This is a genomic window from Vibrio sp. 10N.261.52.C2 (assembly GCF_041471425.1).
GTDB classification, from domain to species: domain Bacteria; phylum Pseudomonadota; class Gammaproteobacteria; order Enterobacterales; family Vibrionaceae; genus Vibrio; species Vibrio crassostreae_C.
In genome coordinates, this window is the sequence record NZ_JBFROH010000023.1 from 111,456 (window position 1) to 134,422 (window position 22,967).

Below are 22,967 nucleotides of genomic sequence, written 5' to 3' on the forward strand. Positions count from 1 at the left end.
GACCTTGCTGACCTTGCTGATTTTGGTCATTCTGGTCTTTGGAGTCAGAATCGCCTTGCTGTTGCTGTTGCTGTTGCTTCTGAGCCTGTTCGACAATCTCTAGGTTCTTCTTCGCATAAGCATGTTCAGGGTTGCTTTCAAGAATACGTTGATACTCTTGGATCGCTTGGTCGTACTTACCTTGTTGGGCTTGAGCGTTAGCAAGGTTGTAGCGAGCATCTTCACTAGAAAGCTCTTGCAGCGTCTGCTCTGCGGCTTCGAAATCACCGGCTTTGTATTGAGCAATGCCTTTCCACTCTTGTTGGGTGAACTGTTCAGCAGCTTGTTGGAAGTCCTCGTCCTGATACAGCTGATAGCCTACTTGATCATCGGTTTTCCACGGGTTCGCAAACGCAGTATTTGGTTGGCTAAAAGAGATAACTCCAGCTAAGGCACACCAAATAACCCCTTTCCTGAATAATCCAAGTGCCGGAAGTAATAGCAAAGGCAGTAACCAGAAACCGTTGTTCACTCTGGTGTTGAGTGAGTTCTTGGTCTTGGTTACTTCCGATGTTGTTGCAACGCGGTCGAGGTAGCTCGCGATGTGTTCAACATCTGAGTTATCAAATTGAACTTCAGTGAACGTGCCACCATAGCTGCGTGTAAGCTCGCGCATGTTCTTCAAGTTGGTTCTTGCCACCACGGTTTGTCCTGAGTCGCTTTGCAGCATCGACCCCGTAGGTAACGAGATTGGCGCACCGTTTTCACTCCCTACAGCTAGAATCGACAATGTCCAATCGTTGCCAGAGAGTAGGGAGTCGATCTGCTTCTTCTCTTGGTCATCGATGTCATCAGCAATCAATACCAAATCACCTTGGTAGATCTTCGCGCGAGTCATCATATCAATCGCAAGCTTAACAGCTGATGCGGCATCACCACCTTGATAAGGCATGATATCTGGCGATAGGTTAGGCACTAGGTTTTTGATGGTGTTGATGTCTGACGTTAGCGGGCTAATGGTGTAAGCATCCCCAGCATACGCCACCATGCCTGTTAGCCCTTCCTTCCATAATGAAAGCAGATCAAGAGCCTTGTATCGCGCTTGAGTTAAGCGATTCGGCTTAATATCGGTGGCATACATTGACATCGATATGTCCATGATCACAACTCGTGCCTGCGTTTTTTCAAAGCTTGGTTGTTCGTTTTTCTCGAAGCTTGGCCCAGCTAACGCAATAACGCCGACCAGCCACCAAATACCGAAGTAAGTACTGCGATTTTTCGATGGCTTACTCGATTCTGGCGCCAAGTAACGGGCGATGTGTGACGCGAGTAATCCTTGTTTGGACTGTGTCTTGCTCAGCCACCAAATAGCGGGCAGCACGGCAAGCGCCAAGAACCAATATGGGTAGATAAAAGTAAAGTTAGACATTGTTTCTCCTAATGGCTAACAGCATAAATGCGAAGAACATTGCCGCCGACAGTGGCCATACAAACCACTCTTGTTGCGGTCGCCAGATCTTAGTGGCGTTCGTCACGGGCTCTAACTGGTTAATGGTGTCGTAAATCGTCGCTAACTCTTTGCTGTCACGCGCTCGGAAGTACTGACCGCCGGTGCGTTTGGCAATTTCTATTAGTGTACGTTCATCCAAGTCTTGAGCAGTATTGACTTTGCGCGTCATGAAGAACTCTTTGACCATCATCTCGCCTGCACCGACACCCACGGTGTAAATCGTTGCGTCGTATTTCTTTGCAATATCCGCCGCTTCTAATGGGTCTAATACCCCGGCGGTATTACTGCCGTCGCTGAGTAGAATCATTACACGTTGGGGCGCATCGCTATCGACAAAGGTTTTGGTGGCAAGACCAATACCATCACCAATCGCTGTTTGAGTACCAATCAGCTTTAACACCGCTTGATTGAGCTGTTGTGAAAGCGTATCTCTATCTAGCGTAAGCGGGGTCTGCAAGTAGGCGTGATCAGCAAATAACACCAGTCCAACTCGGTCGCCTTTTCGTCGCTCAATAAAGTCACTCAATACGCGTTTCACCGCCGACAAGCGGTCGATGTATTCGCCATTGAACTGCATGTCTTCTTGGCTCATCGAATAGGAGAGGTCGACAACTAACATTAAATCACGATGCTTCGGCTGAAACTCCACCGGTTCGCCATACCATACAGGGCGTGCGCTCGCCGTAACCAGCAGAAGCCAGATAATCACGGACAACGCCTTTGGTAAGCGACTGCTCGGTGTTTTGGTATTGCTGTCTTCTGGCAGAAATGGAAGCCTTAGGGCATTGCTCGATTCTGACTTTGGTGAGAACAAGTAAACGAGCAACGGCAGTGGCGCGATGAAGAACATCCACCACCAAACGAACTCGATGTTTAGCAAGTCCCTGCTTAGAAACATAGTGCTTAGAAAATCACTCATAACGACCTCGCTTTGGAGGAAGTGCTTTGCGAAGCCAAGTTTCGCAATCATTAACCAATTGCTGTTGAGCCTTTTTCTGTTCGTCGTTCATTAGGGCTACATCTTGATAGAGCGCTTGTTGCCACTGGGATTGTTTTGCTACAAATAACGGCTTCGCCAATTGCGCATCTAAGAACTTCAACCAATCATCACCAGACAAACCTGCAATTTTTTCACGAGGGAAATAGCTCAGTGCTGCTTGACGAACGATGTCTTGAGCTTTGCTCGGAGACAAGCCATCTTGGGACTGACTATTACTAAAGTAAGACAGCGCTTCTTGTTTCGCCTGTTGATTGTTTTTTCTACGTTTTAGAATGAAAAACACCAAGGCAATCAGGAAAATGGCTGTGATAATGACTGCCCACCAACCCCACGCCAAAGGCCACCAAGTCGGGGCGTCTGGCGCAATCACCGGACTTAAATCTAAGGGCTGTTTCATGACTGAGCTCCTGATATCTGGCTCATGAGTGACTGCGCACTCGACAGCGAGCTATAAGGTATCGCGAGAGATAACCCCATCTGTTGCAGCTGCTGTTTCTTAAGCGAAAAAGCATGGTTAAGCTTTTGCTTTTCTTTATTAGAAGAGAAATTAAACCATTGAGTTTTGCTGCCATCGGTGACCTGTTTAGAGCCTTTATAGGTGGTTTCACCTTGCTCTAGCGGGTCGTAGAAATGCACCAGACGTACTCTGTTGTGTCGGCGAATTTGACTGATAAGTGAGTAGTCACTTTCTTGGTAGCGCACAAAATCACTGAGCATAATAATATCGCTTCCTTTAGGGCAAAGCTGGTGCAGAGATTTCAGCCCATGCTCTAAGGTTGTGTCATTATGATTGTCGTGATGAGTCAGCGCTGCATTATTGATTTCTATGACTTTTTGCAAAATACGCAGTGGAGCATGGTTGCTTGCACTTGGCTTAATCTCAATGACCTCTTTGCCAGTATCGATCACCGCGCCAATTCGATCTTTTTGAGCCACAGTAAGCCAGCACAGTTGGCTAGCAAAGTGTGCAAGTTGAACCGATTTCAGCAACAAGGTTGAGCCGAAAATCATACTGCTTGATAGATCCAAGAATAAAATGACAGGCTGTTCTCGTTCTTCAGAGAAAAGTTTGGTATGCGCTTTGCCCGTTCTGGCTGTTACACGCCAATCAATGCTGCGAATGTCATCTCCCGCTTGATATTGACGAACTTCAGAGAAATTCATCCCGCGACCTTTACGGTTGCTCTCGTGTTGGCCGTTAAGCTGTGACCAAAGGCTCTTGGCGGGAGGCAACCAGCGAACAGACTGCGCTTTGTATTGCAGCAGCTCATCCAGATTTAACGTGACGCCGTCACTATGGTTGGGTAGTTGATTATTCATGCGCGTATCCCTATGCGCTGCCAACCAATGAAATAAGGTGTGCGATCACTTGGTTTGCGGTGACACCTTCAGCTTGTGCGTGGTAGCTGCGCAGTAGACGGTGGCGTAACACAGGGAATGCCATCGCTTGAACGTCTTGTGGCGTGACGTAATCTCGTCCTGCAAGCCAAGCGTGAGCGCGGGCACAACGGTCTAACGCAATGGTTGCACGCGGGCTGACACCCATGTCTAACCATTGATCAAGTTGGTCACTGTATTGCTTAGGTTGGCGAGTCGCCATAACCAGTCTGATGATGTACTGCTCAATGGTGTCTGCCATGTGAATGTTGAGCACTTCTTGGCGCGCTTCAAAGATCGTTTGCTGAGATATCTGTTGTGGCTGAGCTGATTCGTTACCTTGAGCCTCACCACGGTTGAGTCGTAAGATCTCAAGCTCGCTTTCCATATCTGGGTATTCAACCTCTAGGTGAAGCAAGAATCGGTCTAACTGAGCTTCCGGTAGCGGGTAAGTCCCTTCTTGTTCAATTGGGTTCTGTGTTGCCATTACCAAGAACAACTCAGGCAGCGCATAGGTTTTTCGACCGGCAGTTACTTGTTTCTCTGCCATTGCTTCCAGCATTGCCGCTTGAACTTTCGCCGGAGCTCGGTTGATCTCATCCGCTAGAATCAGCGAGTTGAAAATCGGGCCTGATTGGAAAGTGAACTCCCCAGTCTCAGGACGGAAGATGTCGGTACCCGTCAAATCAGCAGGTAACAGATCGGGAGTGAATTGAATGCGGTGGAAGTGACCCTCAACACAATCAGCCAATGATTTTACTGCGCGAGTTTTTGCTAAGCCGGGAGGTCCTTCAACGAGGATATGACCATCCGCTAAAAGGGCGATCATCAGTTGCTTAACGAGCTCTTTTTGACCAATGATTTGAGACTCTAGATAGTTTTGAAGGACTTCGAAATTTGTTTTGTGCATTTTGGACTCTCTGGGTATCCATTTGATTTTTATTTTGAGTATTGGTCACTGATTTCGAGGAAAAAGTTCCAGTACATTTGCGTAATTTATTTTTTCAAAATTGGAAATATTTACAAGTGGTTAGCTAAAAAAATCGTTAGGTTGTGATTATTACTATATCAATTGGTTTTTATATACAAAAGCTCGGCGGTGGGGAGTGGTTTGAGTTCGGTTGGGTCTCAGGGGGTGAGAACTAAAATTGACTCTCGACAATGCGGTATTTGCTTAGTTAATTCATGCTCAAGGTGAATATTTCTAATTGTTACATCATATTTGCAGTTTTTTGAGAAGAAAGTCTCTAGTTTTATTGGTTGTGGCCGATACATCACTCAGATTGTGCATTGCTTGTTGGAGTGCACTAAAAAAGTCCTGTTCAGGGTATACCAATAACGAGCGATTCTTTTTAAAGGTCCAAATATGTTTAAAACTAACTCTCTGAGTATCAAGCAAAAAGTTGTACTTGGAATTACCTTTGCGGTTCTTGCATCGACAGTGATTGTCGGCGCAATGGCACAACAACAAGCAAGAGATGTATTAAGTCATCGATTGATCGATATTGAACTTCCAGGAATGCTAGAGCGAATCAATGGTGAAATTGACCGAGAAGTCTCTCAGCTATTACTAGCGGCGGAGCAAATTGCTTCAAATGAATTTATTTCTGATGCTATCGAATCGACCGATCGCGATCCGGCACTAGAAAATAAACTGGTTAAACAGCTGAACAATGTTCGTAACCAGTATCAGTTGAACGATGCATCAGTGGCGAACCGTCAAACGGCTTACTACTGGAACCAAAATGGTTTCCTGCGTCAGTTAAACCAACAGCAAGATGGTTGGTTCTTTGGCTTTACGCAATCTGGACAGCCGACCATGGTGAGCATGTTCCAAGAAGCCAATGGCGAAGTGAAGATGTTTGCTAACTATCAACAACCTTCTGGTTTGGCGATGTCTGGTCTATCAAAGTCGATGGATGACATGGTTAACCTGCTGAACGGCTTTAAGATTGAAAATACCGGCTTCGTATTCTTAACCGATAGCCAAGGTGATGTTCAAATTCACCGTGAGCGTTCTCGCAGTGACTCTTCACTTCAACAACTTTACGGTCCTCAAGCAAGCCAACTACTGAACAAGTCGGGTTTTAACCTGATTACCACTGAAAGCCAAGGCCAAGAGCTGTTCGTGGCGAGCTTGTATGTGTCTTCAATGGACTGGTTTGTTATTGGTGTCGTTCCGACTGGTGAAGTGTTTGCAGAGTTAGATGCGACAGCGCAGAAGATGCTGATCATGACTGCGGTTGTGGCATTAGTGTTTATCCTAATGGGCGTAGTTCTGGCGAACAGCATTACTCAACCGATCAAGCTTTTGGCTAAGCGTTTCGGCGACTTAGGTGAAGGCGACGGTGACCTTGCACAGCGTATCGAAGTGAAAGGCAACGATGAAATTGCACAGCTTTCAAAAGGCTTCAACGGATTCATTGAAAAGATTCACGAGTCGATGAAAGAGGTGTGTTCGACAAGCCAAGCGCTTCAAGTGGCTGCAGAGAGTGTTTCGAATAAAGCTCACATCACCCACGACAACAGCCAAGAACAGCGCGACCAAACCCTTCAAGTCGTAGCTGCCATTAACCAAATGGGTATGACCATCAGTGAGATTGCATCGAACGCGGCAACCGCAGCAGAAACGGCAACTCAAGCTTCAGGCAATACGGAAGTAGGTCGCTCTGTGGTGAACAAAGCAAAAGACGCGATCAGCCGTTTGGCGCAAGATATTGAAAGCACAGGTCAGGTAGTAGAGCAACTGGCTTCTACAACTCAAGACATCGGTTCTATTCTGGGTGTTATTCGTGATATTTCAGAGCAAACTAACTTACTCGCATTAAACGCTGCAATTGAAGCCGCCCGTGCTGGTGAGCAAGGTCGTGGTTTTGCGGTTGTAGCGGATGAAGTACGTAACCTAGCAAGCCGTACCGCAGATTCAACGGAAGAGATTCAAAAGATGATCAACCAACTGCAAAGCGATGCTAAAGATGCGGTAACGGCAATGAGTGCGGGTAAGGTGATTACCCTTGAAGGTGTATCGGCTTCGGATGAAGCGGTAGACGTGCTGAGTGGCATTTCAGACCGTATCGTTGATATCACAGACCGTAACACTCAAGTGGCAACGGCAACGGAAGAGCAATCAACCGTAGTTCACACCATCAACCAGAACATTGAAGAGATTAACGCAATCAACGAAGTGACAACGAGCACGGCTGAGCAACTTGCTGAAGCGAGCCAAGAGCTTCGTGATCTATCGTCTCGTCTAGATAAGATGGTTGGTTTATTTAAGCTTTAATTCTTTCAAGCTGTAACATGGCTTAGAAAGGGATATAGACGAAGAGCTGGGGTCATTTCATCGTTAATCCGGCTCTTTTTATTAGTACGCTAATTTGCCTCTAACTGCCTTTAGCTTGATCTGGTTTCGGGCTTTGCTTTTAATCACCCTAGCATCATAGGGCGTAAATGAGTAAAATCTCGTTAGGTTTAATATTTAGGTAAGTATCATGAGCGATTTTGAAAAAGAACTAGAGCAGATGACTCAAGAGATGGGCGATGAGCCTGAGGTGAAACTGCCATCACTTGAAGAGCAAAAAGCAATTGTTGCTGAGTTCAAGCGACTAGAGGCGGAAGGCAAACTGACTCCTGAAGTGTTAGAGAAGCATTTTGGCCAGTTCAACAAACAGAATGATACGCCAATTCACTAAGTTGATTTAGACAGGTTTCATGTCTGAAAGAAGTGATATTAGCGGTTGGGTTCATAGCCTAACTAACAGATAAAGGTCTAGCGCTTGCTAGACCTTTTTTATTGCCGCTAGCGAAAGACCGAGTGGCTGACTCATGAACTATTCAATGTAAGTGAAACTCGTATCCAACACATAAAAATATCCAGCACATAAAAAAATCCCCCTTACTGAGTAAGAGGGATTCGATATGGGCAAGTTATATCCTAAAAGGCTAAGCGATTAGTCTGTGCCGTATTCTTTGTACAAACGACGACATGCGCGGCCATCGCTGTGGAACAGGTGACAACGGTGCGCTGGAATACCAATCGCCAACTTGTCACCTGATTCGATTTTCAACGTGTCTGGCTGGCGATAGATAACATCAGCATCGGCACTTTCAAGGTTTAGGTAAACCTGAGTTTCGTTACCTAGTTTCTCTACCATCATCACGTCAGCTTCAATCGTCGCGTCACCTGATTCAGCAGACATCAAGTGTTCAGGGCGAATACCCAGAGACATACGATCGCCAGCATTGACAGTCGTACCATCAACAGGGATCCAGAAAGTCATGCCATTAGAAAGTTGTACCAATACGCGTTCTGCTTCAGCTTGTTCAATGTGTACCGACATGAAGTTCATCTTCGGTGAGCCAATAAAGCCAGCAACGAAACGGTTTTGAGGGTAGTGGTAAAGGTCAAGCGGCTTACCGACTTGAGATACATAACCACCATCCAGAACAACGATCTTATCCGCCATTGTCATCGCTTCCACTTGGTCGTGGGTAACGTAGATCATGGTACAACCCAGTTGACGCTGTAGCTTGGTGATTTGCGAACGCATTTGAACACGTAGCGCGGCATCTAGGTTTGATAAAGGCTCATCAAGTAGGAATACGTTTGGTTGAGAAACCAGAGTACGACCAATCGCAACACGTTGACGTTGACCACCAGAAAGCGCTTTAGGTTGGCGCTCAAGAAGGTGACCAAGCTGAAGGATTTCTGCAGCATGTTCAACGCGTTTGTCGATCTCAGCTTTATTTGCGTTTGCTAGCTTAAGACCGAAAGACATGTTGTCGTATAGGTTAAGGTGAGGGTAAAGCGCATAAGACTGGAATACCATACCTACGCCACGCTTTGACGGTTCAACGTCATTCATGCGTTGGTCGCCAATGTACAAATCACCAGACGTAATGTCTTCTAGACCTGCGATACAACGTAATAGCGTCGATTTACCACAACCTGATGGTCCAACGAATACTACGAATTCACCTTCGTTGATGTCTAAGGTTACGTCCTTAGAAATCTGTACATCACCATATGATTTATAAACGTTTTTTAACGTGACACTCGCCATCTAGCTTGTCCTCGATCGATCAAATTTTAAGTTTTACTGCTTATCATTATAAGAAATTTTTGGGTCAGCAGTAACTGTAGGAATTGGTAAGTATTGAGTGAGTAAGAAAAAAGTGGGTGAGACTTGGCTTCTTTAACCAAGCCCACCCGTCATAGCCAAACTGATGCCCATTTCCCCCACATCCAGCTAAACCTCCCCCGTGATTCAATCACAGATTTAGCTCGATGCTAATATAAGACACCAGCGGGCAGTGAAGCCAACTAAATGAATAATGCGTCAACGCATAACACTTGCCGGTAAAGGGTTCTTACTATCCACTCTTGGATGAATGCAGTTTCGGTGAATTGGCGTAAGGGTACATCCTCCTAATGGAAAATTAACTAGGGGGAGTAGGAGGGGAGGAGTAGATAAATGGGGTTATTAATAATTGGCGATCCAGTTCAAATAAATCCACCGCGTAACGGTGATGTTGATCACGATGAGTATACGTTTTGTGATTGCAGTCTCTAATCTGACCGGATGGCGATCACGAATTTAAGCCATAATAGCTAGGGCGTAGTGGCTAGGATGATGAGCTAGGGTCTGTTTTCTCAGATCATAACCTCCGAAAACTGGCTCGTCTTGGTAGATGTGCCCTACGTATAAATATAAAAAGGATATTCACATGAAAAACGCTCTAAGCGCTGTAGCTCTAGGTACAATAGTTGCTCTGGGTTCTTTTGGTGCAAATGCTGCTATCGAAGAAGGACAACTAACAATCTGGGTAGGTGGTGACAAAGCTTATGAAGGCATGGCTGAAGTAGGTAAACGCTTCGAAGAAGATACTGGTGTTAAAGTAACCGTCGCTTTCCCTGACAAGCTAGAAGAGAAATTCCCTCAAGTAGCAGCAGCTGGCGATGGCCCAGACATGATCTTCTACGCACATGACCGTTTTGGCGGCTATGCAGAAGCGGGACTTCTTGTTGATATCAAACCTTCTAAAGAAACTAAAGAAGGTATCGTAGACTTCGCATGGGACGCTGTTTCATACGAAGGTAAAACAATCGCATACCCTGTTGCTGTTGAGTCAGTTTCGCTAATTTATAACAAAGCGCTTGTTCCTAACCCACCTAAGTCTTGGGAAGAAATCCCAGCACTTGATGCTGAACTTAAAAAAGACGGCAAGAAAGCGATCATGTGGCCTCTACGTGGCGGCGCTTACTTCACATGGCCTCTACTTGCAGCTGACGGCGGTTACGCATTCAAACAGACTGCAGAAGGTTACGACATTAAAGATGCGGGCGTAGCGACTGATGGTGTTCAGAAGTCTCTAGGTTTCATCGAGAAGATGGTACAAGACAAGGTTATCTCTGCAGACATGGATTACTCAGTTGCTGAGTCTGAATTTGTTGCGGGTAACGTTGCAATGACAATCAACGGCCCTTGGGGTTGGGAAAACATCAAGAAAGCTGGCGTAGATTACGGCGTAACAACACTACCTAAGTTCAACGGTAAAGCGTCTAAACCTTTCGTTGGTGTATGGGCAGGTGGTATCAGCACTGCGTCTCCAAACCGCGACCTAGCTGTTGAGTTCATGGAAAACTACCTACTAACAGATGAAGGTATGAAGAGCCTGAACGACGACAAGCCACTAGGCGCTGTTGCTCTTAACTCTTTCCAACGTCAACTAGACAGCGATACTCGTATTGCAGCAACAATGGACAACGCGATGAACGGTGAAATCATGCCTAACATCCCTCAGTTCACAACATTCTGGTACAGCATGGAAGAAGCGATCGGCAACGTAGTTGACGGCCGTCAATCAGTAGACCAAGCACTAAAAGCTGCTGAAGGTCGTATGGTTAAGTAACACCCAGGCACTACCTTTTAAGGAGAGGGTAACCTCTCCTTACTTTTCTATTTTTTATCTATATCGCTAGCAGGTTCCTCTATGCAGTCAGTTCAAGGTACAGATGCTATCCCAGCACCATCAAGCCTTCCAGGCAGTAAAAGCGTCTTCATTAAATGGGGGTTGCTTGGTAGCGTTGGCTTAATAAACGGCTACGCTACAATTCTAATGTATTCTCGCGGTGAGCTCGCTTTTGCGCTGCTTACAGTGATCTTAACGGCTTTGGCACTTTACATTTTTGGTAGTAAAAAAACTTACGCCCACCGTTATATTTACCCAGGTATTGCCGGAATGATCTTGTTCATTCTTTTCCCATTGGCATACACCGTAGGGCTTGCGTTTACTAACTACAGCGCGAAAAACCAACTTTCTCTAGAGCGTACTCAAACCGTTCTTTTAGACCGTTCTTTCCAAAGCGGTGAGAGCTACCCATTTACTTTGTACAAGACAGATGACGGTCACCAGATCGTTGTAAAAGATGGCGATCAACTGTTAGCGACTGACGTATTTTCTCTAGACAATATGACAGAAACAGAGATGGACCTATCTGTTATTGAGTCTGCGCAAGGTGAAAAAGAGAAGATCAAAGCGATCATTCAAAACCGAGCAGCAATCAGTGGTGTTGATTTCAATCTACCTGACGGTGGTGACATCCGCATGAGTGGCTTACGTAAGTTTGCTTCTGTTGCTCCGCTTTACACGCTACAAGACGATGAAGAAACGTTAATCAACAATGAAACGGGTGAAGTTCTCAAGCCAAATATGGATGTGGGTTTCTACCAGCCTGTTGATGCAAATGGTGAGTTTACGGGTAATACCATCTCTCCAGGTTTCGTGGTTAGCATTGGTACGCATAACTTTGAGCGTGTATGGAAAGATGACGGCATTAAAGAACCGTTTATCAGCATCTTTATTTGGACGGTTATCTTCTCGGTATGTACCGTAGCGTTCACGCTAGTTATCGGCCTTGTATTGGCTAACATCGTGCAATGGGAAGAGTTGAAAGGTCGTTCTATTTATCGTGTTCTACTGATTCTGCCTTACGCCGTACCCGCGTTTATCTCGATTCTTATCTTTAAGGGTCTATTCAACCAAAGCTTTGGTGAGATCAACATGGTGCTCGAGAATATCTTCGGCTTAAGCCCGAACTGGTTCTCAGACCCTATCTTAGCGAAAACCATGGTGTTGATGGTTAACACATGGCTAGGTTTCCCTTACATGATGATTCTATGTATGGGTCTGCTTAAAGCGATTCCTGATGATTTATACGAAGCGTCAGCAATCGATGGTGCGAACTTCCTTGATAACTTCAAGCGCATTACGTTCCCATTGATGATTAAACCGCTTACACCGCTATTGATTGCAGCGTTTGCCTTTAACTTCAACAACTTCGTAATGATTCAACTATTGACGAACGGTGGCCCGAACATGATTGGTACTTCTGAGCCAGCGGGTTACACAGACTTGCTTGTAAGCTACACGTACCGAATTGCATTCGAAGGCGGCGGCGGTCAAGACTTCGGTCTAGCAAGTGCTATCGCAACGCTTATCTTCCTATTGGTTGGTGCACTAGCGTTACTAAACCTTCGTTTCACTAAACTGTCTCAAGATTAAGGAGCACGACAATGGCTATGGTACAAGGTAAAGGCCTTAAATACCGAGTGTGGGCAACGCATGCAGTGTTGTGGTGCTTCTTGGCAATGATTATCTTCCCACTACTGATGATCATCGCGATCTCGTTCCGTGAAGGTAACTTCGCAACCGGTAGTTTGATTCCAGATAACCCATCATTGGAACACTGGAAGTTAGCATTGGGTATGTCAGTAACGAACGCAGATGGCTCGGTAACGTCACCTCCGTTCCCTGTGCTAACTTGGTTATGGAACTCAGTGAAGGTTGCAGGTATCACATCGATTCTGATTGTGACACTGTCTACGACATCGGCTTACGCGTTTGCTCGTATGCGCTTTAAAGGTAAGAACACAATCCTGAAAGCGATGATGATTTTCCAAATGTTCCCAGCAGTATTGGCTCTAGTAGCAATCTACGCGCTGTTTGACAAACTTGGTCAATACATTCCGTTCTTAGGCTTGAACACACACGGTGGTCTAATCTTCTCTTACCTAGGTGGTATTGCACTGCACGTATGGACGATTAAGGGTTACTTTGAGACGATTGATAACTCTCTGGAAGAGGCAGCAGCCCTTGATGGTGCAACGCCTTGGCAAGCATTCAGACTGGTTCTACTACCGCTGTCTGTGCCAATCCTAGCGGTTGTGTTTATCTTATCTTTCATCGCGACAGTGGGTGAGGTGCCAGTAGCGTCTATCCTACTTACAGATGTGAACTCTTACACGCTAGCAGTAGGTATGCAGCAGTACCTATACCCTCAGAACTACCTATGGGGTGACTTTGCGGCAGCGGCTGTACTATCAGCACTTCCGATTACTATCGTGTTCTTACTTGCTCAACGTTGGTTAGTTGGTGGTTTGACGGCAGGTGGTGTAAAAGGATAAGCTGTACTCTATAAGAAAGAAAAAGAGCGACCGTTAGGTCGCTCTATATTGGCATTTTTATTACATCATTTGGTTTGGCCGCCGATCAGTAATAAAAATAACCCTCAGGTTACGCATAGCTGGCTACTAATCAGGTTCCTTACGCTATTAATGATTAGTGGTTTTTGTAACTCTAACCCAGGTATTTACTTGGGTTTTTTTATGCCTGCTACTTTTTGTTTTTTGTGTCAGCGTTACTCGTTAACTATCGCGCTCATATCTACTTTAAAACCCAAAGTTTCGAGTTACTTCTCTCCTAAATACCGACCACTTCATTTTGGTTACTTGTAGAAATGAACTAGTCTCACAAATCAGACACTCAGTATAAGTGGCTGTTGTACTATTGATATGTTGTGAATATTCCAATGCGTGATACTTCAATGATTTGTATGCAACAAAACCTGAAATTGCACTGAAAATGTATGGGTAAGCGAGAGGTAGTTACAAAATATTCAAGTGACATTCATGAGGATTATGGAGGTAGGTTTATTTATGCTTCTGGTTTTTGGTTGGACTTAGAAGTTAGAACTCTTTACTAGAAGGAGCACAACCTAAGTGTTGCAACAACACATAGATACTTTCTTGATCGAGTGCCACGCGACGAAATAGATCGGCAAATGTCGGATCTCCACCGAAACACGTTTGGATATAGTGGTTGATTTCATTGCTGTCGTAGCCTTCGACGTACAAAGTTCTAACCCATTGGTACTCAACAGCCTTTAAATTGTTCAGTGTAGACTCGCTAAGAGTGGGGCGTATGACGCTCAAGAGTGGCTCCAAGAAATTCAAATGCATCTATTATGATTGGCGGTATTTAATCAGAGCAAAATGACGACTTTATTACAGTCAAAATAAATCAGTGAACAAGTGCCGATTCATTTCAACCTTTGGCTGGGTATCACGCTCTTATCGTCTGTATTGGGTGTGCAGCGGATTTGGCTGTGTAGAGCACGAAGGTATCAAATAGATCAATGCCAAGCAGGCGCTTGGCATTGTAATAAGGTTTTGTAGGGGGAGGGCAGCTGGTGGACCTTACTTAAGGTACTTCACGTGAGCTTCCATCTCTTCACCAATCTGTTTTCGCATGTTCATTAGGCGAATAGCCGAATCTCGTAATTCGATGTCTTCTGGCGTCTCTGGTATCCACTCTGGCACTTTAGTCGGATTACCATTCTCATCGACAGCGACCATAATAACGATACAGTGAGTTGTTAGGCGGTTATTGAGCTCTTTAGGGTCGCTTGCTTGCACGTCGATAGCGATATGCATTGAAGATGAACCTGTGTAAATGACCTTTGCACTTACTTCCACAAGGTTGCCTACATGAATTGGGGCAACGAATCGAATTCCGCCTGCATAGGCTGTTATACAGTATTTACCGCTCCAACCTGCGGAACAAGCGTAGGCTGCTAAATCGATCCACTTCATTGCTGCACCACCATGAACTTTACCACCAAAGTTCACATCCCCGGGTTCAGCTAAAAAACGCAGAGTAACGTCTCGTTTACCATCTTGTCGGCTATTGCTACTGCTCATCTATCTTCCTTCATTATTATTTTGCTGCGTAACATGCTTGTTACTTGCTAGTAACAATATACTTAAGATGACATAAGTTAAAGCGGATAATCTCATGGTTAAGACTATTTTTTTCAAACAGATGATCAGTTGATGAATATTGGTGCTTAAAGGCGTATCAGGCGAATGGCAAACATGGATGAAGTGATATCAAGCAAGAGAATAGAAATACTGATTAAGTCACTAGATAGGTCGATTGCAAAAAAAACACCTAGCGTAATGCTAGGTGTTTCTAAGCCGTGTGGTACTCATGTCGGTACTTTTTTGTGTTAGCCAACCAACCGCTGTTGATTTGGTTTAGTTAAAGTGGCTGTATCTCAGATACCACTAAAGTGGTAGTGATTATTGTTTTCTTATCAGCTCACTTTTACTGTTTTAAAAAGTATAGATCCTTCGCGTAGATATTTCCTTTCGGATTATTGTTTGGGAAGCCTTTTAGTGTATTTCGCACTAATCGTGTGTGATTGTAATGATATAAAGGTATAACTGCTGAAGAATAGTTGAGTAACGACTCATCGTGCTGATATAAAGTAAAGCGTTTAGACTAATCTTCCGTTTTACTCGCTTGCTGTAAGGGCTCATCATAGTATGGATTACAGTAGCCACTCTCATTTGCTGTGTGAAACGTGAGTTTGAATTTTTACCCTAATGTGAGCGTTGGGTAATGCGTTTAGCTTTGTTGAGGGAGAGGAGCCTCAAGCCTTGGTTTTCTTCTGATTTGAGCAAGGATGACACCTGAAATCACCATCACACCACCAATGATGTGGAACTGGTTAATCTCTTCGCCAAGCCATGTCGCGGCTAATACGATCGCTACAACCGGAAGCAAATTCATGAACATCGCGCTTGAGTCAGCACCAATGGTGTCAATCGCTTTCACCCACATCCAAGGCGCTAAAATCGAAGCGGCAACCGCTGCGTAAGCTATCAATGGGAGCGCTTGTTGCGGTGGTAAAAGTTGTTCGCTGGTAAGCCAAAGTGGCGTAAGCATCGCGACAGCAAACAGACCCTGAATGTATATCACCACCCAGCTACTGATTGGCATTTTCCAGCGTTTCAGTAGTACACAGTAAGAAGCATAAACAAAGGCTGCAATTAGCATATAGCCATCGCCTTGAGTCAATTCTTGATGCATGAAGAATAACGGATCGCCTTTGCCTAACATCAGGGCTAAGCCTGATAGTGACAACACACCACCAACAATACTCAAACTAGAAATCGACTTGTGCAGCAAAGGGACGCTTAAAAATACACTGACCAATGGAACCAAAGAAGTGATTAATGCCATGTTAGAGGCGGTTGTGGTTAAGCCTGCGTAGTAACCTAGAGATTGGTTCAACACCATGCCCAAAAAGCCGAGGAACGCTAATTTAGATAAGTTTGGCTTAATGACAGCCCACTGCTTCATCACTGGGCGAATACAGAAAGGCGTGAGAATTAACATCGCAAAAAACCAGCGGTAAAAACTCATTGCGCTAGGTTCTATGGTGCTTGCAGCAAGCTTGTTGACGATTGCATTGGCGCCCCAGATACAGACTGTAAAAAATGGTAATAGGTAATGCATGTGAATTCCGTGGCGAATGAGTTGGTGCGGCTAGTTTGACAGGTCGTTATACTTACAAGTATCTTTAGAAAGACATTAAGCGCGATAGGAAGACAAGTTTGAAAAAACACTCCAGAAACCTTCATCCATCCTTATTAATTGATAAGGCACCATCCAACGTATTTATGAATTTTGAAGCGTTTCTTTCGAACACTGAAACCCGAGTTCATAGCCACTCATGGGGACAGGTTCAATTGATCAGTGGTGGTATATTAGAGATGGAAGCGGAAAGCACTCGATTTCTAGCGCCACCACATCTAGCGATTTGGGTACCGGCCGGGGTGATGCATTGCAGTTATAACCGTAAGCCTTTGGACTACTGTTCACTAAATATCGCCCCAGAACTCACGCAACACCTGCCAGATAAAACCAGCCTTATAAAGATCACGCCGATTGTGTCTTCTATTATCGATGATTTTCGCGATCGTGGGATCAATGTTGCGGAAACCGAGCAAGACCAAAGGCTCGTTCAGGTACTGCTTGACCAACTTGCGCAGCGTGAGGTTGAACACCACTTCTTGCCTTCAACCGATAATAAGTATCTAGCGCCTATATTGGCTTCTGTTGAAGAGAACCCAACCGATGAAGTGACGCTGAAAGATTGGGCTGAACGTGTCCACACCACGGAAAGAACCCTTTCTCGCCACTGCCAGACCGAGCTTGGAATGAGCTTTACCGAGTGGCGACTGCGAGTGCGCTACCTATACTCAATGGACTTGTTGAGAAACGGCCAATCGGTTAAAGAGGTCGCTCTTACATTGGGTTATAACCAAGCAAGCCCATTTATCACCATGTTCAAACGTTACGCGAACCAAACGCCAGAGCAGTATAAGAACCGTTTGTTGTAGCTCGGTCTTGTTGCCAAAAGAACGGATGTTTGCGCTAGTTAGTACGTAGATAGACCACAAGTGAATAGATAGACCATAAGTGAATACGTGCAGTATGAGCTTATGGAATCGCCGTTAACAGCCCATATATTTCGCTCTGTTGTTCGGTGACATCCTCATAGTGTTGGTTCAATAGAGCACTGTTGCTGCCCACTTTGAACAGTATGTACGTTTCTCCGTCGACCTCGAACCAATTGAAGGTTCCATGCTGGTTATACGTGGTCATTGTTTTGTTTATCTTCATGAGATATACATTAGCAGCGCAAGACATGCAGACGTACATAAGCCAAAGAAAGAAAAGAAAAACCACGAGCCTAATACTGTTTTTTCTTTTCCTACCTCTTCATTACTTTGCTGCCAACCAAGTTCACGAACCTGATCCTTGGTAAGGTTTAAGTCTAGTTTCTCGATGTATCTGTTGAGTTCGTCATTGTGCACTGAGCTAAGCATGTTCTATCTCCTCTAACCATTTGATTGGTATTTTAGGGGAGCCCAGTGTTTGGTTAAATTAGATATTTTTCAACAGGCGTTAAGGTAAATAGAACATATGGAATAACAAAAAACCTCCGTGGTGGAGGTTTTGGTTGAAAGTGTTTTAGTTGATGGTTATCGCGATGTATTTGTTGTTAGATTCCACCTGTATTAATACACAATCTAATACCCAGTCAACTCCATATAGCCAGCTCCGGAATGAGAACCTTTAATCATGATTGGCCCCTCCCAATAAGGAACCGACAGCGGCATTTTGGCATTTGGATTGAGTGCCGAGACGGTCAGTTCGATCTGTTGAGTTGGAATCGAAACTTGCCACTTTGTTGGGTAGTCACTCACGTCGATTTTAGTTTGCTTGATGGCGGTTAAGCTGATGTCTTGCTGCTTAATCGTGATGCCGGAGCCATCTTGATTCATCAACTTCGCATGGGAATAACTGGCTTTGCCTGTTGTTGAGTTTCGAAGCTGAAATACCACCAAACTGGTTTCATCACTCAGCCTTAGCGCAAACCAATCCCAACCTTGTTGTGAGTCGAGTAAAAACTGAGAGCTCCACTCTCTGTCTATCCAACCTTTACCAGACACCTGATGCGTGATGCCATCAATGGTTACTTCGCCCGATACATCGATGAATGGTTGGCTGTAGTAATAGGAAGCCACTTTGCCATCGCTACTTTTAGTGCTGTAGCCTTGTTCGCCTTGCTTTTGATAAGGCGCGTTGTTGGTTAACTTAAGCGAGTATCCAAATTGACCCGAGTTAGCGACCAATGTAGCTGGGAACAGGTCATCGGTCGTCGACGTCCATTGCCAGTCATCAAGATAGACACGAAATGGTGAAGCGCTTACTCCTGCCAGTTCTGCTTGGTTACGTGACCACTTTTCATCGGCGTAGTGTTTGTCTTTAGTGGTGACAGCGCTGTGTGCCATGTAGATCTGCTGACTTTGCCACGTAGTTTCCTTGGTTCTATTGCTACGTTCCTGTGGTGCAGCCGCAAAGCGAAACTGTGTCCATTGCACGCCTAACGTATTGCCTTTTTCATCAATCAAGTTTGCGGTTAAATACCACCATTCATGACGAAAATCAGGGTGCGCTTGATGGTCGGCAGGGAAAGTGATGTCGATACCTTTTACTACCGGAGAAAATTGCGCTTGATCGATTGCCGTTTCATTCTCGGTTTGTGTTTCAGTACCGAGTATCGAACCCATATTTTGAGCTGATGGTTGAGTGGACTCCTCACACCCTAAAAGGAGTAAGATGCCAAGTGTGAGAACGAAAACTCTCATTGATCGATTCATCACAACACCTCACTTTGTAAACTGGATACCACGGGTTTACTGACCAAACGCCACAGTGGAATTAAGGTCGCAAACACAGCGACTAAAATGGTGATGGCTGCGATGCTGAGTGCGTCACTCCAATTCCATACGTAATTTAAGCTCCAACCAAAGGCGCGCAGGGTAACGATGTCCGTCAACACATAACCGACCATAGCGCCGAGTGGTAAGGCGATAACCAGAGTGAAGGCGACCAGAACAACGATTTGCCCGACCACCATCGCCATCAATTTTTTCTGACTAACACCGAGCGCGTACAACCTTGCAATAGCGGCTTTACGTGCATCGAGCAACATGAAACAGGCGCAGAACAACCCTATCACCGCCACCATTAAAGTGACGCCATTAAGCGCCCGAGTGATAGCAAAGGTTTGTGAGAAGATATCTAAAGCGATCGATTTGATCTGTGCTTGATCGTAAAGCTGACTTGGGTGCAGATTGAGTTGTTGGCGTAGCTGTTCGTACACCACTTGTGGGTCGCCAGAAACTTTGATTCCCAAGCTGGTGGGTAAATCAGTAAATCCGTTTTCGAGCCATAAATTAGGTGAAAGTAACACTTCGCCATTCGGTGAGCCGTAATCGTGGAAAATCGCCCCGACGATGAGTGTTTTGTCTTGGATCGCGTCGAGCTTGAGTCGGCTTCCAAGGGACAAGCCGAGCTTCACTGCCGTAGGTTCGCTGATTGCCACGAATTCACCTTGGTAAAAGCGCGTCCAGAAATCATCAAGGTGGGATTGGAACACCATGGTTTGCTCAAGTGTGTCTTTGTCTTTAGTGCCGAGCAAAGTCGGTAAACCCTGCAAGTTATCGTCGACATAATATTGCTTATAAACGGTTTCAACATTTTCAAACTGCTCTAACGCACGTTCGACATTCGCGATTTCACCTTGGGCAGGGCTAACGTAAATATCGGCATGTAAGCGCTGTTCAAGCCATTGCTTTAACGTGGATTCAAAGCTGCCGACTAAGGTATTCATTCCGATATTGGCGGTGACAGCGAGAAGCAACGCCATCATGGCAAGGGAGAGAGGGGAGATAAGTTCACGCAGCTCAGCGAACAGATATTGTATTAACCCCGATTGGGTGCGTTTTTCGCTCCAGTTCGCTAGCACGCTGAGCGTTTTGGGCAAATACAAAGGAATCGATACCACTAGCACACCGAGCCATGCCATGGTGAAGCGATGATGTTCGCTCATCCATAAACCTGCTAACGCGAGAATAGTTAATACTGACCCGATAACAAACAGCTGATTTTCGTTAGACGTTTCCGGCGCTTGATAGAAACCGCCATGGGAAGAGAGGGGTTGTCGCACCCGCTGTTTAAAGTGTTGCCAACAAGCGACAAGCGTTGCGGCCAGCGTGAGTAGCAGTGCCTGCACTAACCATTGCCACTGCCATGTACCGGGAAGCAGTGTTGCACCATAAAGTTGCTCAAGTGTTATCGCGACGGTTGGATGCAGCCAATGGCTGAGTTGGATGCCGAGAATGAAACCAAGCGACGCGCCTAGTGTGACTAAAAGAGTCAGCTCGACTAACAGAGCTGAAAACACGATGCTTGGCGCAATGCCGGCTTGTTGAATTTGCACCAATAGCCGATTACGCTTCAGTAAACTGTACTTCACACCATTGTAAGCGATGAATAGGCCAACCAAAAACGCCAACAGACTCATGGCGGTGAGATTGAGGTGAAAGCTATCGGTAATTGAACCGAGATCCGTGCTTTGGTTGTTGGAAATCCATTGCCCTTGCTCGCCGATAAGGATTCGCCACTTATCCTGAGTATTGCTGTTAGTGTCGCTCTTGGTGTCAAAAATAGCGATGTAGCTCAGTTGCCCTTGCTTGTTAAGCAGCTGCTGAGCGAACCCAATGTCCATCAACATTCGGCTTCCCAGTTGCCATTCATCTGGTAGCACTACTACTTGGGTGAGCACTTCATCCAAAGTGAGCGTGTCTACTTCTCCCAAGTTCTGGTGTTGTGATTGGCTCATCATCACAATGGGTTCACCCGCTAAGAGTTGCGGCAAAGGTAAGGCATTGTCGAACAGGGAAATGTTTGGTTCTTTGGTTTGAGTGTTGCTTTGTTCGTCGATGCGAGAGTGGCGAGCTCTTGAAGTGAGGGCGGCGATTAGCTCACTGCCTTGAACTGACCAGCGTCGGCCTTGTTCGTCTCTTACTCGCCCTTCAATCACAGGCAGTGCTGCGCTTAATCCACTTTGTCTTAAGTTGAAGTAGAGCGATTCCGGCAAATAGTTTTGCCCTGCTGGTGGAATGATAAGGTTCTTCGCTTGGGCGCTAAGTTGCTCGGTCGATTCTGCATAACTGCGCTTGGCATTGAGGTTGATGGCTTGCACTGCGACAAACAAGGTGACCGCTAGCACAATGCCGATCAGAATCGCTGCGGCTTGCAATGGTGATTGACGATAGTGCGCTGCGAATAGATTCAGAGTCAGTTTGGTATGGGTGAGCTGGTTCTGAGCAAAGCCAGTTTGCTTCATTGAATGACTCACAACGTTGCTGCTCTTGGGGTTAGATCTACGTTCCTTAAACAACCATCGTCTAACACCAATTTTGTCTGCATAAAGCTGGCGCATTCTGGGCTGTGCGTAACCAAAAGCACGGCAGTGTCGCCTTGTGTAGTGATTTCACTCAGCAGCTTCATAACCTCTAACCCTGCTTTGTGGTCGAGGTTGCCTGTGGGTTCATCGGCAAGCAGTAGTTTGGGTTTATGGGCAAGCGCACGCGCTATTGCCACCCGTTGTTGCTGACCGCCAGAGAGTGCGGATACGTGTCTTTCGAGTAGCTCACTGATGCCCAATGCATCAACTAAATAATCGCACCAGTCGCTCCATTTCTGTTGATTTAAATGAAGAGGGAAGGCGATGTTTTGTTTTACGTTGAGTGGGGTCAATAAGTTGAACTGTTGAAAGATAACGCCCAATTTTTGATGGCGGAATCGGCTCCACTGTGGATCTCTCCAATCTAATGAGTTCTCACCATCGAGCCACAACTCGCCACCAGATAGAGGTTCAAACCCTGCAATGATGTTCAGCAGAGTACTTTTTCCGCTGCCACTCGCTCCTGTCAAAGCCACGCTTGCCCCTGTCGCCAAAGCGAAGTCGACACTGTCTAACACGCTATGGGTGTCTTTGCCATCAACAAAGCTTTTGTTGGCCTGTGTGAGTGTGACAATTGGGCTTTCCATTTCCTTTCCTTATAACCAAAACTTACCATCAAAAGGTGTCGTTACTTGTGGCAATTACCGAAGCGACAAGCTCTATAAAACTGTAGACAACAATTTGAAAAAGAAAGCGATTTACGTCGAATTATTAATAACTTGTACTTCGAAAAGAGGGAAATAGATCAGTGTGAGGAGGAATACAGGTGTTAGTGGGAGCTTAGAGTCACCTCGGAGGCTTTGAATTTATCGTCAGACGGTTCGTGACCATGTTTAAGTGCAATAAATCATGGTTTAACGTGTTAAAGGTTTTCTTTAAGAAGGCGGGGTGGGTTAGTGCTGTTTCTCCAGCTTGTTTTGTCCCAGTGTGTTTTACGTTAGATATTCGGCAGGATTTGTTGATCCACTTCAGTGTGTAACACTTTAACTAGTAAATATAAAGTTTATGCGTTTTTTATCAGAACTTTAAGCGGATTAGGTTCTATATTTAAACCATACTTTTTAATTTGTACTTTTAATAACTCTGAA

At 45.4% G+C, this 22,967-nt stretch carries 20 protein-coding genes and 1 pseudogene; 6 read left to right on the forward strand and 15 right to left on the reverse strand.

Annotation, left to right across the window (positions count from 1 at the left end):
• The 5 genes from AB4307_RS10015 to AB4307_RS10035 all read right to left on the reverse strand — a co-directional run.
• On the reverse strand, positions 1-1,408 hold a 1,408-nt coding region (locus tag AB4307_RS10015; protein ID WP_372131764.1), incomplete at its 3' end, for a VWA domain-containing protein.
• Entirely contained in the window at positions 1,401-2,408 is a 1,008-nt protein-coding gene (locus AB4307_RS10020) for a vWA domain-containing protein (protein WP_017065686.1), read from the reverse strand. The genes AB4307_RS10020 and AB4307_RS10015, both read right to left, overlap by 8 nt.
• The gene (locus tag AB4307_RS10025; RefSeq protein WP_017065687.1) at positions 2,401-2,886 is read right to left on the reverse strand and encodes a DUF4381 domain-containing protein; all 486 of its coding nucleotides are present in this window, start codon (positions 2,884-2,886) and stop codon (positions 2,401-2,403) included. The genes AB4307_RS10020 and AB4307_RS10025 overlap by 8 nt, the downstream gene beginning before the upstream one ends.
• Positions 2,883-3,809 (reverse strand): DUF58 domain-containing protein, encoded by a 927-nt coding sequence (locus tag AB4307_RS10030; protein WP_017065688.1) that lies wholly within the window; start codon positions 3,807-3,809, stop codon positions 2,883-2,885. The genes AB4307_RS10025 and AB4307_RS10030 overlap by 4 nt, the downstream gene beginning before the upstream one ends.
• Positions 3,810-3,819: 10 nt before the next feature.
• Positions 3,820-4,776 carry an AAA family ATPase gene (locus AB4307_RS10035; RefSeq protein ID WP_017064262.1) on the reverse strand — a complete coding sequence of 319 codons (957 nt, stop codon included), beginning with the start codon at positions 4,774-4,776 and terminating at the stop codon, positions 3,820-3,822.
• Between the two features lie 456 nt (positions 4,777-5,232).
• Here AB4307_RS10035 and AB4307_RS10040 point away from each other — a divergent pair, with 456 nt between their 5' ends.
• Entirely contained in the window at positions 5,233-7,149 is a 1,917-nt protein-coding gene (locus tag AB4307_RS10040; RefSeq protein WP_137001445.1) for a methyl-accepting chemotaxis protein, read from the forward strand.
• Positions 7,150-7,357: 208 nt separating this feature from the next.
• Positions 7,358-7,558, forward strand: a complete 201-nt coding sequence (locus AB4307_RS10045) for a restriction endonuclease subunit S domain-containing protein (protein ID WP_010431457.1) — start codon at positions 7,358-7,360, stop codon at positions 7,556-7,558.
• A 258-nt stretch (positions 7,559-7,816) separates the two neighbouring features.
• Here AB4307_RS10045 and malK read toward each other — a convergent pair whose 3' ends face one another.
• Positions 7,817-8,929: a maltose/maltodextrin ABC transporter ATP-binding protein MalK gene (malK, locus tag AB4307_RS10050; protein ID WP_017060047.1), complete on the reverse strand. Its 1,113-nt coding sequence runs from the start codon at positions 8,927-8,929 to the stop codon at positions 7,817-7,819.
• 664 nt (positions 8,930-9,593) lie between these two features.
• Between malK and malE the strand changes: the two genes are divergently transcribed.
• From malE to malG, 3 genes are all read left to right on the forward strand, one after another.
• Positions 9,594-10,778, forward strand: a complete 1,185-nt coding sequence (malE, locus tag AB4307_RS10055) for a maltose/maltodextrin ABC transporter substrate-binding protein MalE (protein ID WP_017060048.1) — start codon at positions 9,594-9,596, stop codon at positions 10,776-10,778.
• 81 nt (positions 10,779-10,859) lie between these two features.
• On the forward strand, positions 10,860-12,431 hold the full coding sequence (gene malF, locus AB4307_RS10060; protein WP_017060049.1) for a maltose ABC transporter permease MalF: 1,572 nt from the start codon (positions 10,860-10,862) through the stop codon (positions 12,429-12,431).
• 11 nt (positions 12,432-12,442) lie between these two features.
• Complete coding sequence (gene malG, locus AB4307_RS10065) at positions 12,443-13,333, forward strand: maltose ABC transporter permease MalG (protein WP_017060050.1); 891 nt, start codon at positions 12,443-12,445, stop codon at positions 13,331-13,333.
• A 561-nt stretch (positions 13,334-13,894) separates the two neighbouring features.
• On the opposite strand, the gene AB4307_RS10070 is transcribed toward malG, so the two are convergent.
• From AB4307_RS10070 to AB4307_RS10085, 4 genes and pseudogenes are all read right to left on the reverse strand, one after another.
• Positions 13,895-14,167: a hypothetical protein gene (locus AB4307_RS10070; protein WP_019822928.1), complete on the reverse strand. Its 273-nt coding sequence runs from the start codon at positions 14,165-14,167 to the stop codon at positions 13,895-13,897.
• A 237-nt stretch (positions 14,168-14,404) separates the two neighbouring features.
• Entirely contained in the window at positions 14,405-14,908 is a 504-nt protein-coding gene (locus tag AB4307_RS10075; RefSeq protein ID WP_019822926.1) for an acyl-CoA thioesterase, read from the reverse strand.
• A gap of 406 nt (positions 14,909-15,314) precedes the next feature.
• Positions 15,315-15,569 (reverse strand): annotated as a pseudogene (locus AB4307_RS10080) (peptide ABC transporter substrate-binding protein); the annotation flags it as partial.
• A 48-nt stretch (positions 15,570-15,617) separates the two neighbouring features.
• The gene (locus AB4307_RS10085; protein ID WP_017065645.1) at positions 15,618-16,511 is read right to left on the reverse strand and encodes a DMT family transporter; all 894 of its coding nucleotides are present in this window, start codon (positions 16,509-16,511) and stop codon (positions 15,618-15,620) included.
• Positions 16,512-16,609: 98 nt separating this feature from the next.
• Here AB4307_RS10085 and AB4307_RS10090 point away from each other — a divergent pair, with 98 nt between their 5' ends.
• Complete coding sequence (locus tag AB4307_RS10090) at positions 16,610-17,398, forward strand: AraC family transcriptional regulator (RefSeq protein ID WP_029235520.1); 789 nt, start codon at positions 16,610-16,612, stop codon at positions 17,396-17,398.
• Positions 17,399-17,498: 100 nt separating this feature from the next.
• Here the strand turns inward: AB4307_RS10090 and AB4307_RS10095 are convergent, their stop codons facing one another.
• The 5 genes from AB4307_RS10095 to AB4307_RS10115 form a co-directional block, all read right to left on the reverse strand.
• A complete protein-coding gene (locus tag AB4307_RS10095) occupies positions 17,499-17,681 on the reverse strand; it encodes a hypothetical protein (RefSeq protein WP_372131766.1) in 183 nt (60 codons plus the stop codon).
• A complete protein-coding gene (locus AB4307_RS10100; protein ID WP_048609786.1) occupies positions 17,678-17,887 on the reverse strand; it encodes a hypothetical protein in 210 nt (69 codons plus the stop codon). The genes AB4307_RS10095 and AB4307_RS10100 overlap by 4 nt, the downstream gene beginning before the upstream one ends.
• Before the next feature lie 204 nt (positions 17,888-18,091).
• A complete protein-coding gene (locus AB4307_RS10105) occupies positions 18,092-19,225 on the reverse strand; it encodes a lipocalin-like domain-containing protein (RefSeq protein ID WP_108099489.1) in 1,134 nt (377 codons plus the stop codon).
• Positions 19,225-21,759, reverse strand: a complete 2,535-nt coding sequence (locus AB4307_RS10110) for an ABC transporter permease (protein WP_372131769.1) — start codon at positions 21,757-21,759, stop codon at positions 19,225-19,227. Before AB4307_RS10110 ends, AB4307_RS10105 begins: the two co-directional genes overlap by 1 nt.
• Positions 21,760-21,767: 8 nt before the next feature.
• Positions 21,768-22,466, reverse strand: a complete 699-nt coding sequence (locus AB4307_RS10115; RefSeq protein ID WP_372131771.1) for an ABC transporter ATP-binding protein — start codon at positions 22,464-22,466, stop codon at positions 21,768-21,770.
• Between the last annotated feature and the right edge of the window lie 501 nt (positions 22,467-22,967).

Coding starts and splice junctions, on each gene's coding strand:
- AB4307_RS10100 (WP_048609786.1), bottom strand. CDS start 17,887: ATGCTTAGCTCAGTGCACAATGACGAACTCAACAGATACATCGAGAAA.
- malK (WP_017060047.1), bottom strand. CDS start 8,929: ATGGCGAGTGTCACGTTAAAAAACGTTTATAAATCATATGGTGATGTA.
- AB4307_RS10025 (WP_017065687.1), bottom strand. CDS start 2,886: ATGAAACAGCCCTTAGATTTAAGTCCGGTGATTGCGCCAGACGCCCCG.
- AB4307_RS10115 (WP_372131771.1), bottom strand. CDS start 22,466: ATGGAAAGCCCAATTGTCACACTCACACAGGCCAACAAAAGCTTTGTT.
- AB4307_RS10040 (WP_137001445.1), top strand. CDS start 5,233: ATGTTTAAAACTAACTCTCTGAGTATCAAGCAAAAAGTTGTACTTGGA.
- AB4307_RS10045 (WP_010431457.1), top strand. CDS start 7,358: ATGAGCGATTTTGAAAAAGAACTAGAGCAGATGACTCAAGAGATGGGC.
- AB4307_RS10075 (WP_019822926.1), bottom strand. CDS start 14,908: ATGAGCAGTAGCAATAGCCGACAAGATGGTAAACGAGACGTTACTCTG.
- malG (WP_017060050.1), top strand. CDS start 12,443: ATGGCTATGGTACAAGGTAAAGGCCTTAAATACCGAGTGTGGGCAACG.
- AB4307_RS10030 (WP_017065688.1), bottom strand. CDS start 3,809: ATGAATAATCAACTACCCAACCATAGTGACGGCGTCACGTTAAATCTG.
- AB4307_RS10105 (WP_108099489.1), bottom strand. CDS start 19,225: ATGAATCGATCAATGAGAGTTTTCGTTCTCACACTTGGCATCTTACTC.
- AB4307_RS10085 (WP_017065645.1), bottom strand. CDS start 16,511: ATGCATTACCTATTACCATTTTTTACAGTCTGTATCTGGGGCGCCAAT.
- AB4307_RS10035 (WP_017064262.1), bottom strand. CDS start 4,776: ATGCACAAAACAAATTTCGAAGTCCTTCAAAACTATCTAGAGTCTCAA.
- malE (WP_017060048.1), top strand. CDS start 9,594: ATGAAAAACGCTCTAAGCGCTGTAGCTCTAGGTACAATAGTTGCTCTG.
- AB4307_RS10020 (WP_017065686.1), bottom strand. CDS start 2,408: ATGAGTGATTTTCTAAGCACTATGTTTCTAAGCAGGGACTTGCTAAAC.
- malF (WP_017060049.1), top strand. CDS start 10,860: ATGCAGTCAGTTCAAGGTACAGATGCTATCCCAGCACCATCAAGCCTT.
- AB4307_RS10095 (WP_372131766.1), bottom strand. CDS start 17,681: ATGAAGATAAACAAAACAATGACCACGTATAACCAGCATGGAACCTTC.
- AB4307_RS10110 (WP_372131769.1), bottom strand. CDS start 21,759: ATGAAGCAAACTGGCTTTGCTCAGAACCAGCTCACCCATACCAAACTG.
- AB4307_RS10070 (WP_019822928.1), bottom strand. CDS start 14,167: ATGCATTTGAATTTCTTGGAGCCACTCTTGAGCGTCATACGCCCCACT.